The organism is Flavobacterium sp. DSP2-3-1 (genome assembly GCF_049896865.1).
Taxonomy (GTDB): Bacteria; Bacteroidota; Bacteroidia; order Flavobacteriales; family Flavobacteriaceae; genus Flavobacterium.
Map to the genome: position 1 here is coordinate 38,450 of NZ_JAFCVD010000002.1, position 14,757 is coordinate 53,206.

9 protein-coding genes are annotated in these 14,757 nt (G+C 35.5%); 5 read left to right on the forward strand and 4 right to left on the reverse strand.

Features of this window, described 5'->3' with window-relative positions; translation table 11 throughout:
• Positions 1-3: 3 nt before the first annotated feature.
• The gene (rbfA, locus tag ACP7AT_RS02460; RefSeq protein ID WP_035669309.1) at positions 4-396 is read right to left on the reverse strand and encodes a 30S ribosome-binding factor RbfA; all 393 of its coding nucleotides are present in this window, start codon (positions 394-396) and stop codon (positions 4-6) included.
• A gap of 244 nt (positions 397-640) precedes the next feature.
• Here rbfA and ACP7AT_RS02465 point away from each other — a divergent pair, with 244 nt between their 5' ends.
• The 5 genes from ACP7AT_RS02465 (at position 641) to ACP7AT_RS02485 (ending at position 10,966) form a co-directional block, all read left to right on the forward strand.
• Positions 641-4,375 carry a UvrD-helicase domain-containing protein gene (locus ACP7AT_RS02465; RefSeq protein ID WP_426063060.1) on the forward strand — a complete coding sequence of 1,245 codons (3,735 nt, stop codon included), beginning with the start codon at positions 641-643 and terminating at the stop codon, positions 4,373-4,375.
• Positions 4,376-4,423: 48 nt separating this feature from the next.
• Positions 4,424-5,617, forward strand: a complete 1,194-nt coding sequence (kbl, locus tag ACP7AT_RS02470) for a glycine C-acetyltransferase (protein WP_426062783.1) — start codon at positions 4,424-4,426, stop codon at positions 5,615-5,617.
• 112 nt (positions 5,618-5,729) lie between these two features.
• The gene (locus ACP7AT_RS02475; protein ID WP_426062784.1) at positions 5,730-7,163 is read left to right on the forward strand and encodes an OmpA family protein; all 1,434 of its coding nucleotides are present in this window, start codon (positions 5,730-5,732) and stop codon (positions 7,161-7,163) included.
• Positions 7,164-7,226: 63 nt separating this feature from the next.
• Complete coding sequence (locus ACP7AT_RS02480) at positions 7,227-9,992, forward strand: PD-(D/E)XK nuclease family protein (RefSeq protein ID WP_426062785.1); 2,766 nt, start codon at positions 7,227-7,229, stop codon at positions 9,990-9,992.
• Between the two features lie 302 nt (positions 9,993-10,294).
• Positions 10,295-10,966 carry an ATP-binding cassette domain-containing protein gene (locus tag ACP7AT_RS02485; RefSeq protein ID WP_426062786.1) on the forward strand — a complete coding sequence of 224 codons (672 nt, stop codon included), beginning with the start codon at positions 10,295-10,297 and terminating at the stop codon, positions 10,964-10,966.
• Here the strand turns inward: ACP7AT_RS02485 and ACP7AT_RS02490 are convergent.
• From ACP7AT_RS02490 to ACP7AT_RS02500, 3 genes are all read right to left on the reverse strand, one after another.
• Positions 10,963-11,745, reverse strand: a complete 783-nt coding sequence (locus ACP7AT_RS02490) for an alpha/beta fold hydrolase (protein ID WP_426062787.1) — start codon at positions 11,743-11,745, stop codon at positions 10,963-10,965. The genes ACP7AT_RS02485 and ACP7AT_RS02490 overlap by 4 nt on opposite strands.
• Before the next feature lie 462 nt (positions 11,746-12,207).
• Positions 12,208-13,008, reverse strand: coding sequence for a TIGR00266 family protein (locus ACP7AT_RS02495; protein ID WP_426063061.1), 801 nt, complete (start codon positions 13,006-13,008; stop codon positions 12,208-12,210).
• 396 nt (positions 13,009-13,404) lie between these two features.
• Positions 13,405-14,697: an aminopeptidase P family protein gene (locus ACP7AT_RS02500; protein ID WP_426062788.1), complete on the reverse strand. Its 1,293-nt coding sequence runs from the start codon at positions 14,695-14,697 to the stop codon at positions 13,405-13,407.
• Positions 14,698-14,757 lie beyond the last annotated feature (60 nt).

The window sequence follows — 14,757 nt, forward strand, 5'->3', positions numbered from 1 at the left end:
ATCTTATTGAAATCTGCGTTTGTCCAAAAGATCTCTATTTTCTATAGGATTGTCTCTATTCGCTAAGGCATTATCAATCTTTTCAATGTAATCCAAAGAGTCATCAATAAAGAAAACTAAATTAGGAACTTTTCTCAACTGCAAACGCACGCGTTGTGATAAATCATGCTTAATATTTTTGGCATTGGACTTAACCGCCTCTAAAATTTCTTTCGCTTTGTCTTGAGGGAAAACACTTAAATGAACCGTAGCCACTGATAAATCTGTAGTTACAGTAACTTTGGATACCGAAATGACTAAATTTGCCACTCCGTTTTTTCTCACTTCACCTTGTAGAATATCAACCAAATCTTTTTGGATCACCCCACCTATTTTTTTCTGTCTATTTGTTTCCATGCTGCAAAAATACTACTTTTAAGTTTTATCCCGAAGTTTAGGGACAAATTTTAAAAGTAACCTGTTAATACTTGTATTATTAGGAGCTATTTCCTGCTGTTCACTATATCTTTTTATTAGGTGATGAAAAATCACCTAATAAAAAGGATGCCGTTTCCATCAGGGCTATGGGATTTGAGAAATTAGAACGCTAATTTTAAATCAAAAATCGTAATTTATAAACAACATCAATTTGGAACATAAAATAAATCCAGTTTCGGCTCCCTCTCCTTCGGGGAGGGCTGGGGAGGGGAGACCTTCCTTCTCGATATATGACGCATCGGCCGGTTCCGGAAAAACGTATGCGCTTGTTAAAGAATACCTGAAAATTATCCTTGTCGCGCCCAAAAATGATGCCTACCGCAATATTCTCGCCATTACGTTTACCAACAAAGCGGTACACGAAATGAAAAGCCGAATCGTAGGTAGTTTATCCGAATTTGCCAAAGATGAACCCAGCGGTAAAGCGCAGGACTTAATGCAGGATTTGGTGAACGGAAAACGGAAAGAAAATAATCCTGAAGAATGGAGTGAGGAACCAATAGGACTTTCTATTATCCAAATCAAAACCAAATCACAGCAAATTATCAAGCACATTATTCATAATTATGCCGCTTTTGATATTTCGACCATTGATAAATTTACGCATAAAGTCATTCGGGCTTTTGCGCACGATCTAAATTTACCAATGACTTTTGAAGTCACTTTGGATACTGAAAATTTATTAATTGAAGCCGTTGATGCCATCATCGCGCAAGCCGGAGAAGATGAAACATTAACAAAATTGTTAATAGATTTCACGATGGAAAAAACCGATGATGATAAGTCGTGGGACATTTCCCGTGAAATTCTCGAAACCGGTCGCTTGGTTTTAAACGAAAATAATCGAAACGAAATCACCCATTTTCAAGATAAATCCATCGCTGAGTTTGTCGAAATTAAAGTCAAATTAACTCAAGCCTGCAAAGATTTAGAAAAGCAAACCATTGTTTTTGCAGAAGAAGCCTTGACTTTAATTGATAAAAACGGGATTGATGTAAAATCTTTTTCCAGAGGCACTTTTCCAAATCATATCAATAGTATTCAGCAAGGGAAATTCAATCCTAAGAATAAAACTTTTCACGAGTTTGATGATATAGTAATCAATAAAACAGCCAAAGATCGAGCGATTATTGAGAAGTTGATTCCTGAATTTTTGCAGATTCTTACTAAAGTTTATTCAGCTTTTGAAAAGATAAATTTTTATAAAGCATTTCTCAAAAACATTACGCCTTTGTCATTACTAAATACCGTCAGTAATGAATTGGCTAAAATTCAGGAGGAACAAAATGTGCTTTCCATTTCAGAATTTAATGCGATTATCCATCGCGAAATTCAAAATCAACCGGCTCCTTTTATATACGAACGATTGGGCGAGCGTTACCGTCATTTTTTTATTGATGAATTTCAGGACACTTCCGAAATGCAATGGCAAAATTTAATTCCGTTAATCGATAATGCGCTTTCAGGCCAAGATGATTATGGCGTAAAAGGAACTTTGATGATCGTGGGCGATCCAAAACAATCCATTTACAGATGGCGCGGTGGAAAAGCGGAACAGTTTATTGAATTGAGTAAAGACCAAAATCCGTTCAATAATCCAGATAAAAGACTCGAACATTTAGACAAAAATTACCGCTCTTATTCCAAGATAATCGAATTCAATAATGATTTTTTTAAATTGTTGTCCAATGAATTTGAACATTTGGATTATAAAGATTTATACGAAAATCACAGCCATCAAAAAACCAACGATAAAACCGGTGGTTACGTAAATATTTCGTTCATTCCAAAAATAGAAACTTCGGAAGAAGATGAAGAAGCTCTAGATAAAACTGATTTGTATGTTTTAGCAACATTAAATACGATTCAAAAAGTACTACAACAAGGCTTTCAATACAAAGATATTGTGATTCTGACACGGAAACGAAGCCAAGGAATTGCGATTGCGAATTATATGACTGAGCAAGGAATTCCACTTTTGTCATCGGAAACCTTGATGATTCAAAATGCCACTGAAGTTCGGTTGATTATTCATTTACTAAAATACCTTAAAAACAGTTCTGATTTGGAATCTAAAGCAAATTTTCTTCAATATTTAGCACAAAACAGTCAGGATAAATTACCGATTCACGATTTTATTGCACAAGGAATGGCGTTATTTCAGGAAACCGATTTCGAAAATTGGTTGATGAGTTTTGATGTTTCGCTTTCGTTTCAAAACATTCGAAAAAAATCATTGTATGAAGCAGTTGAAACTATAATAGCAAAGTTCCTCTCCCCAGTCCTCTCCAAAGTAAAGGGTGACGTAGTAGTTGATCAGATGGATAAAGCCCGTATTATTGAATCAAATAAATTTGGATACATGACGGGCGGAAATTATTCTCACCTTTCAATCGATAAGGCTATAGCGATGAGGAAAGAACAAACACATGCTGAAAAAGTTCTTTGGATGGAGCTCAAATCTAAATCATTAGAAAATTATAAATTTAGGCAGCAATATCTCATTGATGATTTTATTGTTGATTTTGTTTGTTTGTCAAAAAAACTCGTTGTTGAAGTAGATGGCGAATACCATTTTACTAAAGAGCAAATTCAATTTGATAAAAATAGAACAAATACTTTAAATAAATCAGGGTACAAAGTCATTCGATTTACAAATGAGCAAGTTGTAAAGAGTATTTCATATGTTTTAAATAAAATAAATGAAGAGTTAATTCTTCAAGAAACCTTTTTACGAACTATTGCTCCAGTTTCGTCTCCCTCCCCTTCGGGGAGGGTTGGGGAGGGGAATGCTTACGTTCAATATTTTCTGGACATTGTTCTCGAGCGAGACATTCGAAACCAAGCAGGAATTTCTGATTTCTTGAATTTTTGGGATAAAAATGCGGAGAAATTCAGTATTCCGTCTCCAGAGGGGACTAATGCCGTTCGGATTATGACAATTCATAAATCGAAAGGATTGGAATTTCCGGTCGTGATTTTTCCTTTTGCCGAAGAGGATTATAACAGAAAGCCAAAAGACAAATTATGGCTAAACGCTGAGGAACAGGATTTTGGTTTGCCAAAGGTTTTAATTGACAACAGCAGTGCGGTAGAAGGATTTGGCGAGGAAGCTGCTGAGGTTTACAATCAAAAGAAACAGGAAGAATTACTGGATAATGTCAATGTTTTGTATGTGGCTTTGACAAGAGCTGAAGAGCAGTTATATGTGATTTCGAATATGAATTTATCCAGTAAAGGTGAAATTCCAAAGAACAATATGTGTAGCTTTTTTATTAATTATTTAGGTAATAAAGGCGAATTTTCCGAAGATAAATTGGAATATGAATTTGGAAATGCAACAAAATTATCTTCCGCAAAACTACACATTGATACTTCAAAAACAATTCCTCTCGTGAATGAAATTCTAAATCCAAAGAATATAAAAATTGCGCAGCGTGAAGCTTTAATGTGGGGAACTCATCAACAGGAAGCTATTGAATATGGAAATGTAATTCATGAAATTCTGTCTTTTGTGAAAACTAAAAACGATATTGATTTGGCAATTACAAAGTCTATTGAAAACGGATTGATAACTTTTGGTCAAAAAGAAATAGTTTTGAAAACAATTCGGGAAATTGTTAATCACAGTGAATTAGAAATTTGTTTTGCCGAAGGGAATGAAGTTTTGAATGAACAAACTATTATTCAAAAACAAGGTAAAACCATCAAGCCGGATCGTATGATTTTAACAAAAAACAAAGAAGTGTTGCTGCTGGATTATAAAACGGGAATACACAATGTGAAATACCAACAGCAATTGGAAAATTATCAAACAGCAATTGAGATAATGGGTTTTAAAGTGACAAAAAAAGCACTAATTTACATCGGAAAAGAAATCGATGTAGTAAATTTGTAACCTAAATAATGAATTATTCGCAAAATTGAACTTTAAAAAATAGCAAAAATGTACGGAAAAATAAAAGAACATCTTCAAGCAGAATTACAAACCATTGAAGATAACGGAATTTTTAAAAAAGAAAGAATTATAACTTCACCTCAAGGAGCAGAAATCACTATTTCTACAGGAGAAACTGTTTTAAATTTTTGTTCCAATAATTATCTTGGATTATCATCGCACCCAGAAGTTATTCAGGCTGCTAAAGACGCTTTGGACACTCATGGCTTCGGAATGTCATCGGTTCGTTTTATCTGCGGAACTCAGGATATTCACAAAGCATTGGAGAGAAAGATTTCTGAATTTTACGGAACCGAAAATACTATTCTTTATGCTGCGGCTTTTGATGCTAATGGTGGAGTTTTCGAACCTTTACTAGGAGAAAATGATGCTATAATTTCAGATAGTTTAAATCACGCTTCCATTATAGACGGTGTTCGTTTGTGTAAAGCTGCTAGATATCGTTATGAAAATAGCAATATGGAAGATTTGGAACAACAATTAATCAAAGCTACTGAAGTTGGAACTCGTTTTAAATTAATTGTTACCGATGGCGTTTTCTCTATGGATGGTGTTGTAGCTCCGTTGGATAAAATTTGTGATTTGGCCGATAAATATGACGCGATGGTTATGGTAGATGAATGCCATGCTGCCGGATTTATTGGAGCAACTGGAAAAGGAACGCTCGAGGCAAAAGGTGTAATGGGAAGAGTCGACATCATTACAGGAACATTAGGAAAAGCGCTTGGAGGAGCCATGGGAGGTTACACGACTGCAAAAAAAGAAATTATCGAAATATTGCGTCAGCGATCCAGACCGTATTTGTTTTCTAATTCTTTGGCGCCTGCTATTGTTGGCGCATCTATAAAAGTTTTTGAAATATTGGAGAGAGATACTGTTTTACGGGATCAATTGGAATGGAATACTAATTATTTCAAAAAGGGAATGAAAAAAGCAGGTTTTGATATTGTTGAAGGCGATTCAGCAATTGTCCCGGTAATGCTTTATGATGCAAAATTGTCCCAGACGATGTCAAATGAGCTGTTAAAAAGAGGTATTTTTGTTGTAGGTTTCTTTTTTCCTGTTGTTCCTAAGGATAAAGCAAGAATTAGAGTACAACTGTCTGCAGCCCACACAATAGCGCATTTGGATAAAGCAATTAACGCATTTATTGAGGTTGGAAGAATGTTAAATGTTGTATAATTCCCACTTTTAGAAATGATTGTAGGTTTTTTTTAACAATTCATTTTGTAGTTTAAAATTTACGTACTACTTTTGTATGTAATTAACTAAATTGTAATTAAAAAAATTAAGTATGAAACATCTTAACAAAATTTTAGTTGCTGTGATGATGGTGATGGGTTTAAGCTCTCACGCACAAGACAGTAACAATCCTTGGGCTATCTCTTTCGGAGTTAATGCCGTTGACACTAGAACTAGTGCTGGTGGAGGACATAATTGGCTAGATCGCCATTTTTCTCAACCATTTGCTGTTAAAGACAATTGGAATATCCTTCCTTCAGTATCGTACCTTAGTGTATCTAGATTCGTGGGTGACAATTTTTCTTTCGGTTTATCTGGATCTGTGAATAAAATTGATAGCTACGTAAAATTTGCACCTGGAACTATTGGAAGCGATTCTCGTGGATATAAAGTATCTGATCCTGGAGATTTGATGTACTATGGTGTTGATGCAACTATCAAATATAGTTTTATGAACTTAATTAGTTCTAAAGTAATTGATCCCTCTTTATCTATTGGTGGAGGATATACTTTCTTTGGTGATAGTAGCTACGGAACTTTAAACCCAGGCGCTGGTTTGACATTTTGGTTTACTGATAATGTAGGTTTAGAACTTGCAACAAGGTATAAAAAATCTTTTGGAGATAGAGAAGATGCAGCTGGTGTTCCAGATGCTCCATCACACTTCCAACATTCAGCAGGTCTTATCTTCAAATTTGGTGGTAAAGATACTGATGGTGACGGAATTTATGACAAAGATGATGCTTGTCCTGAAGTTGCTGGTTTAAAAGAATTCAACGGTTGTCCTGATACTGATGGAGACGGAATTCAAGATAGTGCTGACGAATGTCCAAATGATTTTGGTTTAGCTGCATTAAACGGATGTCCTGATACTGATGCAGATGGAATTGCTGATAAAAATGACGCATGTCCTACAGTTTTTGGCTTAGCTGCATTAAACGGCTGTCCTGATGCTGACGGTGATGGAATTGCTGACAAAGATGACAAATGTCCTACTGTTGCAGGTCCTAAAGAAAATGGTGGATGTCCATGGCCAGACACTGATGGAGATTCAGTTTTAGATAAAGACGATGATTGTCCTACTGTAGCTGGTCCAGCTAGCAACAGAGGATGTCCTGAAGTAACTACTGAAGCTTTAGATAACCTTAAAATTCAAGCTAGAGCAATCTACTTTAATTCAGGTAAAGCTACTTTCAAATCTGCTGATGTTCCAGCTAGATTAGATGCTATGGCAAACATTCTTAAAAACTATCCTAATGCTAAATTTAGTATTGAAGGACATACTGATAGTGATGGATCAGAGGAATTAAACCAAAAACTTTCTGAAGACAGAGCTAACGTAGTTAGAGAAGCTTTGTTAGAAAGAGGTATTAAAGCTGAAAACTTAAATGCTGTTGGTTTTGGCGAAGGAACTCCGGTTGAAACAAACAAAACTGCTGCTGGTAAAGCAAAAAACAGAAGAACAGAAGTTATTTTACAAAAATAATTTCCTTCGAAATTTTTTAGAAAACGCCTCGATTTATCGGGGCGTTTTTTTTATTTTTATAAAATGACAAATATTTCCTTTCTTGACAAAATAGCTTCGATTTTAATTGAAAATCATTTAGACAATCTTTCCAATACCATTGTAGTTTTACCAAACAAACGAGCCAAAATATTCTTGATTGAAGCGTTAAAAAATCAAGTCAAAACAAATATACTTTCTCCAGAAATTATAAGTATTGAAGATTTTGTTCAAAATATAGCTGGAATCCGAACAGTAGATCCTATAGAGTTATTATTTGAATTTTATGAAGTCTACTTATCTATCACTGATAAAGCAAATCAACAATCCTTTGAGTTGTTTGCCAACTGGGCCAAAACATTATTACAGGACTTCAATGAAATTGACCGTTATTTATTAGAACCGTCGCATGTTCTTTCGTATCTGAAAGATATTGAAGATATAAAAAAATGGGGAATTGAAGTTGAAAACAAAACTGTATTATTAGAGAAATATATTGATTTTTGGAAATTACTACCCAATTACTATCAATCTCTGTACACTCATTTACTAAATAAACGAATTGGGTATCAAGGCTTGATTTATCGCGAGGCAGTAAATAACTTAAATCATTTTTCAAATACCGTACGAGACAAACAGTTTCTATTTGCTGGTTTTAATGCGTTAAATGCAGCCGAAGAAAAAATAATCCAACATCTTATCGCTTCTGATCAGGCCAAAATATATTGGGATGTAGACCAAACCTTTCTCAATGATCCGTACCACGATGCAGGACTTTTTGTACGCCGTTTTAAAGAGAGTTGGAAGCATTATAAACTGAATCCGTTTGAATGGATTGTCAATGATTTTTCGCAGATTAAAAATATTCAGGTTATTGGTACACCAAAATCAATTGGCCAAGCCAAAATCGCGGGAAGTATTATCGAAAATGTCATCAATGGAAATCCGGAAGGGAAATTAGATAAAGTGGCGATAGTACTTGGTGAAGAAAATCTTTTAATACCGCTTTTATATTCGTTACCGTCAAGTGTTGGCGCTTTGAATATTACAATGGGGTATTCAAGCAAAAACAATCCAGCCCAAATTTTAATTGCCAAATTATTCAAAATGCACACGAATGCGTTATCAAGAAATGCAAAAAGTTATGTGTTGTATTACAAAGATGTTTTGGATATATTGACGCATCCATTGGTGGAGCCTTATGCAAATACGAATATACTGGTTAAGATCATTAATCAAAACAATTACACATTTATCACCCATCATAAATTGATGGAATTGAATGTAGTTCCAAGCGAATTGTTTCTGTTGTTGTTCCAAAAATGGGAAAAGGGTTCGATTCCGGTATTACAGACGATTTCTAAATTATTGCAAATGATAAAAGAAAATTTAAGTAACGATAACGAGGAAGAAAAAATTACGAAAGCTTTTGTTTTCGCTATTTTCAAAGTCATCAATAAACTAATTAATTATTATTCGAAGCACCTGCATATTGATAAAATAGAAACGCTTTATGCCATATATAAACAAGTAATCGATTTAGCCGAAGTTTCTTTTGAAGGCGAACCGTTAAATGGTTTGCAGATCATGGGAGTGTTAGAAAGTCGTGTTTTGGATTTTGACACTGTTATCGTCACCTCGATGAATGAAGGCAAATTTCCGGCGGGGAAATCGCAAAATTCGTTTATTCCGTATGATGTGAAACGCGAATTAGGATTGCCCACATTCAAAGAAAAAGATGCGATTTACACGTATCACTTTTATCATTTACTACAAAGAGCAAAGAACATTTATTTACTGTATAACACCGAAAGTGAAGGTTTGGATGCGGGTGAAAAAAGCCGATTCATTACGCAACTGGAAGTCGAAAAGCAAAAAAATCATACTTTATCACACGAAATTTACAATGCAGTTTTACCCGAAACAGCCTATCAACCGATGGTTATTCCAAAGTCGGAAAGTGTAATGCTGCGATTGAAAGAAATTGCTGAAAAAGGGTTTTCTCCATCTGCATTGACGAGTTATATTCGGAATCCGATTCAGTTTTATTTCCAGAAGATTTTGCGCATCAGCGAAGTCGAAGAAGTCGAGGAAAATATTGCCCTGAATACGCTAGGAACCATTATCCACGAAACGTTGAAGGTTTTATACGAGTCATTCGTTGGTAAATTCATTTCGGAAAGTGATATTTTAAATTGTTTCAAACAAATAGACGCTGAGGTTTTGAAGCAATTCAAATTGGTTTACAAAGAAGGCGAAATCAAAAAAGGTCGAAATTTGTTGGCGTTTGAAGTTGCCAAACGAAATGTTTCTAATTTCTTAAAAGTAGAATTAGAAAGTATTAAAAACGGTGATGCAATAAAAATAATTGCTTTGGAAAAAACTTTTGGAAGAACTTTAAATCATCCTAATTTGCCTTTTCCGGTATTGATAAGAGGAAATGTAGATCGAATAGAAGAGCGCAACGGAATTATTCGAATTATTGATTATAAAACCGGAAAAGTAGAAAAAGCAAGCGTCACGTTGAAATCCTGGAAAGGATTAACCGAAGATATTAAAAGCGATAAAATCATTCAGGTGCTCGCGTATGCTTTCATGTATGAGCACGACGCAAAAGGAAAGCCAATTGAAGCTGGAATTATCTCTTTTAAGAATTTAAAAGCTGGTTTTCTTCCGTTTAATTTTAAAGAAGACAAAGAGATAAATTCAATTATAAATGAAGCAATTTTGAGTAATTATCTGGAGCAAATGGTTCTTTTATTGAGCGAAATTTTAGATGTGAATATATCTTTCGAAGAGAAAATAATTTAAACAAAGTTCCCAATCAGAAAATTAGCCAACATCATTGAGTTTTACAAAAGTACTTTGACGATAAACGTGTCAATAAGTGCATTGGCATGGATTTTTGGAGGATTTGAAACCTTTAAATACGCGCTTATTATTTATGGTTTCTGTATCAGTATTTTGATAAAAGAAGTGAATGCTAAAAATGAATACCTGTTTTATTACAACAACGGCATATCTAAATTACATCTATTCATTTATGGTTTTCTAATGAATTTTGTTTTTTCAATGGTGTTAATTTTAGTCATTAATGTAATACTCAAATTCGTATGATAAAGAGTGTTTTAGAAGTGGACAGCGTTCAAAAACAATATGATGGAAAAATCATAGTTTCTGATGTGTATTTAAAATGCGAAACGACCGATATTATTGGTGTTTTAGGACGAAATGGTTCCGGAAAATCGACCTTGTTAAAAATCATTTTCGGAATTGTAGCCGCTGATTTTAAATTTATTCGGGTGGATGGCGTAGTGAAATCAAAAACAAGCGATTTGCTTAACGAAATAAGTTATTTACCTCAGGATAATTTTATTCCAAGTTCATTTTCGATAAAAAAGACGATTCAATTGTCTATTTCCAAAGATAAATTACAAGATTTTTATGCCGACGAAATGATTCAATTGATGCTGAACAAAAAAATAAAGCATTTGTCGGGGGGCGAATTACGGTATTTAGAAATTAAATTAATCCTGAATAACGCGTCAAAATTTGTTTTATTAGACGAGCCTTATAATGGTTTGTCGCCAATCATGATTGAAAAGATAAATGAATTAATCACTGCAATGTGCAGTGTAAAAGGAATTATTATCACGGATCATAATTATGAAAATGTGATTAAAGTCTCCACAAAACTGGCGTTGATGAAAGAAGGAAAACTGCACCATTTAAAAGACAAAAGCGAATTGGTGGAAAAAGGATATCTGAAATCAGGAATGATTTAGATGCTTCTGAAAAAAGCGAATAATACGGTCAATAATTGATCTTGGTTCTCAATGTGGCTCATGTGTCCGTCCGGAAAAGTTACTAGTTTTACCGCTGTATTTTCGATTTGTTCTTTGGTCTCTTCGTAATTTAAAACTGGATCTTTTTCGCCCAGAATCAATAATTTTGGATAGGGTGTAAGATGCAACAACACCTCCCGATCTTGCCTTATTTTCATTCCTTCCAGTGACGCAACGATTCCTTGCAACGGTGTTTTTAAAGCTTCTTTTTTTACTTTTTCAATTTCTGAAGAAAGCCGTTCTCTGTTGGATTCACTAAATAAATTGGCGATAGAAAGTGAAACAAAGTTCTTAAAAGATTGTTTTACTGCTTTAATAGCCCGATCCCGATTTGTTTTTCTTTCCTCGCTGTCAGCTCTTGCTGTCGAATTTAATAAAACCAATCCTTTTATCATGTCGGGATACAATCCGGCGAAAGCTAATGCGACATAACCGCCCATAGAATGTCCGACAAAAACGGCCTTTCGGATACGCAAATTCGATAAAACAGCATGAACCGCATCCGCATTATCTTCCATCGTTTGCACGTAACTCAAACATTCCGTTGCGCCATGTCCCAATAAATCAATGGTAATAACGCGGTTTTTTTTAGCAAACTCCGGAATATAAAAATCCCACATGCCTTTGTTTTCCAAGAAACCATGAAGTAAGACAATAGCGGTTCCTTTCCCGGTATCGGAATAGGAGATGTTGGTGTTTTTAAAGAGAATTTGTTTCACTTTTAGTTTTTAGAGACTGCAAAATTAGGACTTTAATTTTTTTAAACCATGTAAGGCATATAAGTTTTAGAATTGTTGTAGTCAATTATATTAAAAAGTACAAAAGTAAAATTGAAAAAACCTTTGAAAAGAATAATTAAAGAAAAAGGGTTTTTCAACCTTCTAAGTTATTTGAGTCTTACTAATAAGTTTTCGCTAAGATTTAATGCTGAATTATATTAAAACTCTAAATTTCTTTGCCACAGATTTCACAGATCAGCACAGATTATTTTATCAGTAACTTTAAAATCGGTGATAAAAACTCTTTTAATAATTGCGACAATACATCTTTCGGGCTTAAATGACTTATATGGTTAAAAAAAAGGCTCCCATTTCTGAAAGCCGTTGTTGTATTTCCTGCAAGGTTTTTTGAACCTTGTAGGTATTAATTAAAGTCGCAGTTTATCAACGTAATGGTGAAATTTAAAATCTTCTATCTCCATCAAGTAAACTTCCTAATCCGCCTAATAAACTGCCTTCGTCGCGGCTGTTTCCGCCAGCTCTTGGTGCGGATGCTATGATTCTGTCCGCAAGTCGGCTGAAAGGCAAGGATTGTACATAAACGGTTCCCGGACCGCGTAATGTGGCGTAAAACAAACCTTCGCCACCAAAAATAGAGTTCTTGATGCCGCCAATAAACTCAATATCGTAATCAACATCTTTGGTGAAACCTACGATGCAACCGGTGTCGACTTTTAGGATTTCGCCTGCGGCTAATTCTTTTTTGGCCAATGTTCCGCCGGTATGTACAAATGCCAGACCATCGCCTTCTATTTTTTGCATGATGAAACCTTCGCCACCAAACAATCCACGACCGAGTTTTTTAGAAAATTCAATTCCAACAGAAACGCCTTTGGCAGCGCAGAGAAAGGCATCTTTCTGGCAAATGAATTTACCTCCGAATTGAGTTAAGTCAATTGGGATAATTTTTCCGGGATACGGTGAGGCAAAGGAAACTTTGCTTTTGGTGCTGTTTTGATTGATGAACGCCGTCATGAAAAGACTTTCGCCGGTCAATACTCTTTTTCCGGCGCTTAAAAGTTTGCCGAACAATCCGCTTTCTTGTCCGGAACCGTCTCCAAAAATAGTTTCCATTTGGATATTATTATCCATCATCATAAAACTTCCGGCTTCGGCAATTACAATTTCCTTTGGGTCTAATTCTATTTCCACATATTGCATTTCCTCGCCGTAAATGTGGTAGTCTATTTCGTGTGCTTGAATGATTTCTGTGTTTTAAGTTTATATTTAAAATTTTTTACCATTAAGGAATTAAGTTTCATTAAGAATCAGAGCTTAATTTTTCTTAACTTCTTAATGGTTCAAATTACATATTGAATATGTTTTAAAAAATAGTTGCTGTTTTAAATAAGTCGGAAGGGTGATTATAAAGTTACAGCTATAAGATGGATTTTGGAATTGCTGTTTTGGAATTACAAATTTCATCGCTGTAACGCGCAAGGGATAGCAGCGGAAAGCCCACAGTCTCGTCTTTTTTGACAAGACGAGGACTTATAGCGAATAGCCCGACGCAGCCGAAGTTTACGGAGGCTGGGTTGCGCCCAAAAAAAAATCGGTTCACATTGCTGTAAACCGATTTCCTTCCAAGTTTTTGAGGAATTAACTGTTCATTAATTCTTCGATTTCGTCCACTTCAATTGGGATGTTACGCATCATGTTGAATGGTTCGCCGCTTTCCTGAACGATGATATTGTCCTCCAGACGGATTCCGAAGCCTTCGGCAGGAATATAAATTCCAGGCTCTACGGTGAACACCATATTGGCTTGCATGGGTTCGGTGAGGATTCCGTAATCGTGCGTGTCCAATCCCATGTGGTGCGATGTTCCGTGCATGAAATATTTTTTGTAAGCGGGCCATTCCGGCTTTTCGTTTTGCACGTCGGCTTTGTCAATAAGACCCAAACCTAGCAATTCTGAAGTCATTAATTTCCCCACTTCGATATGATATTGTTTCCAAAGTGTGCCTGTTGTCAGCATTTTGGTCGCTTCATTTTTTACACGTAAAACAGCGTTATATACTTCTTTTTGTCTATGGGTGTACTTCCCTGAAACCGGTATGGTGCGCGACATATCACTGGAATAATTGGCGTATTCAGCCGCCACATCCAGTAAAATTAAATCGCCGGCTTTACATTGTTGGTTGTTTTCGATGTAGTGCAACACGTTGGCATTATTTCCGGAAGCGATAATTGGCGTATACGCAAAACCTCTGGAACGGTTGCGAATGAATTCGTGAATTAGCTCGGCTTCGATTTCGTATTCGGTCACGTTTGGTTTCACGAATGGCAATAATCTTCTAAAACCGAGTTCCGTAATAGTACAGGCTTTTTGGATTAAATCCAATTCTTCGGTCTCTTTTACGGAGCGAAGACGTTGCAATATCGGATTACTTTTTGCAACAGCATGTGCCGGATATTTCTCTTTCCACCATTTTACAAAACGGGCTTCGCGAGTTTCAGTTTCTACTTTAGCGCGGTAATGCTCGTTGGTGTTAATGTAAATCGTGTCAGCATGCGTCATCATCTCGAATAAGACTTTTTCCAATTCCTGCAACCAATACACAGTTCTGATTCCTGTTACTTCAAAAGCACGCTCTTTAGTCAGTTTTTCGCCTTCCCAAATCGCAATATGCTCACTGGTTTCTTTCAAGAAAACCATTTCTCTTTGATGCTCGTAAGGCGCATCCGGGAAAAGCAATAAAATGCTTTCTTCCTGATCTACTCCGCTCAGGTAAAAGATGTCGCGGTGTTGTGCAAATGGTAACGTACTATCTGCCGAAACAGGATATATATCATTAGAATTGAAAACAGCGACGCTATTAGGCTTCATCTGAGCCATGAATTTTGCTCTATTTTTTATAAATAAATCTCGGTCAATTTGATGGTATTTCATTTGTTGATTTTTATTGTTTTTTATGGGATAAGCGTAATTCTTGGAGCGCTAGTATTGGTT

Excerpts from the sequence above, each read along its gene's own strand:
- rbfA (WP_035669309.1), bottom strand. The coding sequence starts at position 396 with ATGGAAACAAATAGACAGAAAAAAATAGGTGGGGTGATCCAAAAAGAT.
- kbl (WP_426062783.1), top strand. The coding sequence starts at position 4,424 with ATGTACGGAAAAATAAAAGAACATCTTCAAGCAGAATTACAAACCATT.
- ACP7AT_RS02475 (WP_426062784.1), top strand. The coding sequence starts at position 5,730 with ATGAAACATCTTAACAAAATTTTAGTTGCTGTGATGATGGTGATGGGT.
- ACP7AT_RS02480 (WP_426062785.1), top strand. The coding sequence starts at position 7,227 with ATGACAAATATTTCCTTTCTTGACAAAATAGCTTCGATTTTAATTGAA.
- ACP7AT_RS02485 (WP_426062786.1), top strand. The coding sequence starts at position 10,295 with ATGATAAAGAGTGTTTTAGAAGTGGACAGCGTTCAAAAACAATATGAT.
- ACP7AT_RS02500 (WP_426062788.1), bottom strand. The coding sequence starts at position 14,697 with ATGAAATACCATCAAATTGACCGAGATTTATTTATAAAAAATAGAGCA.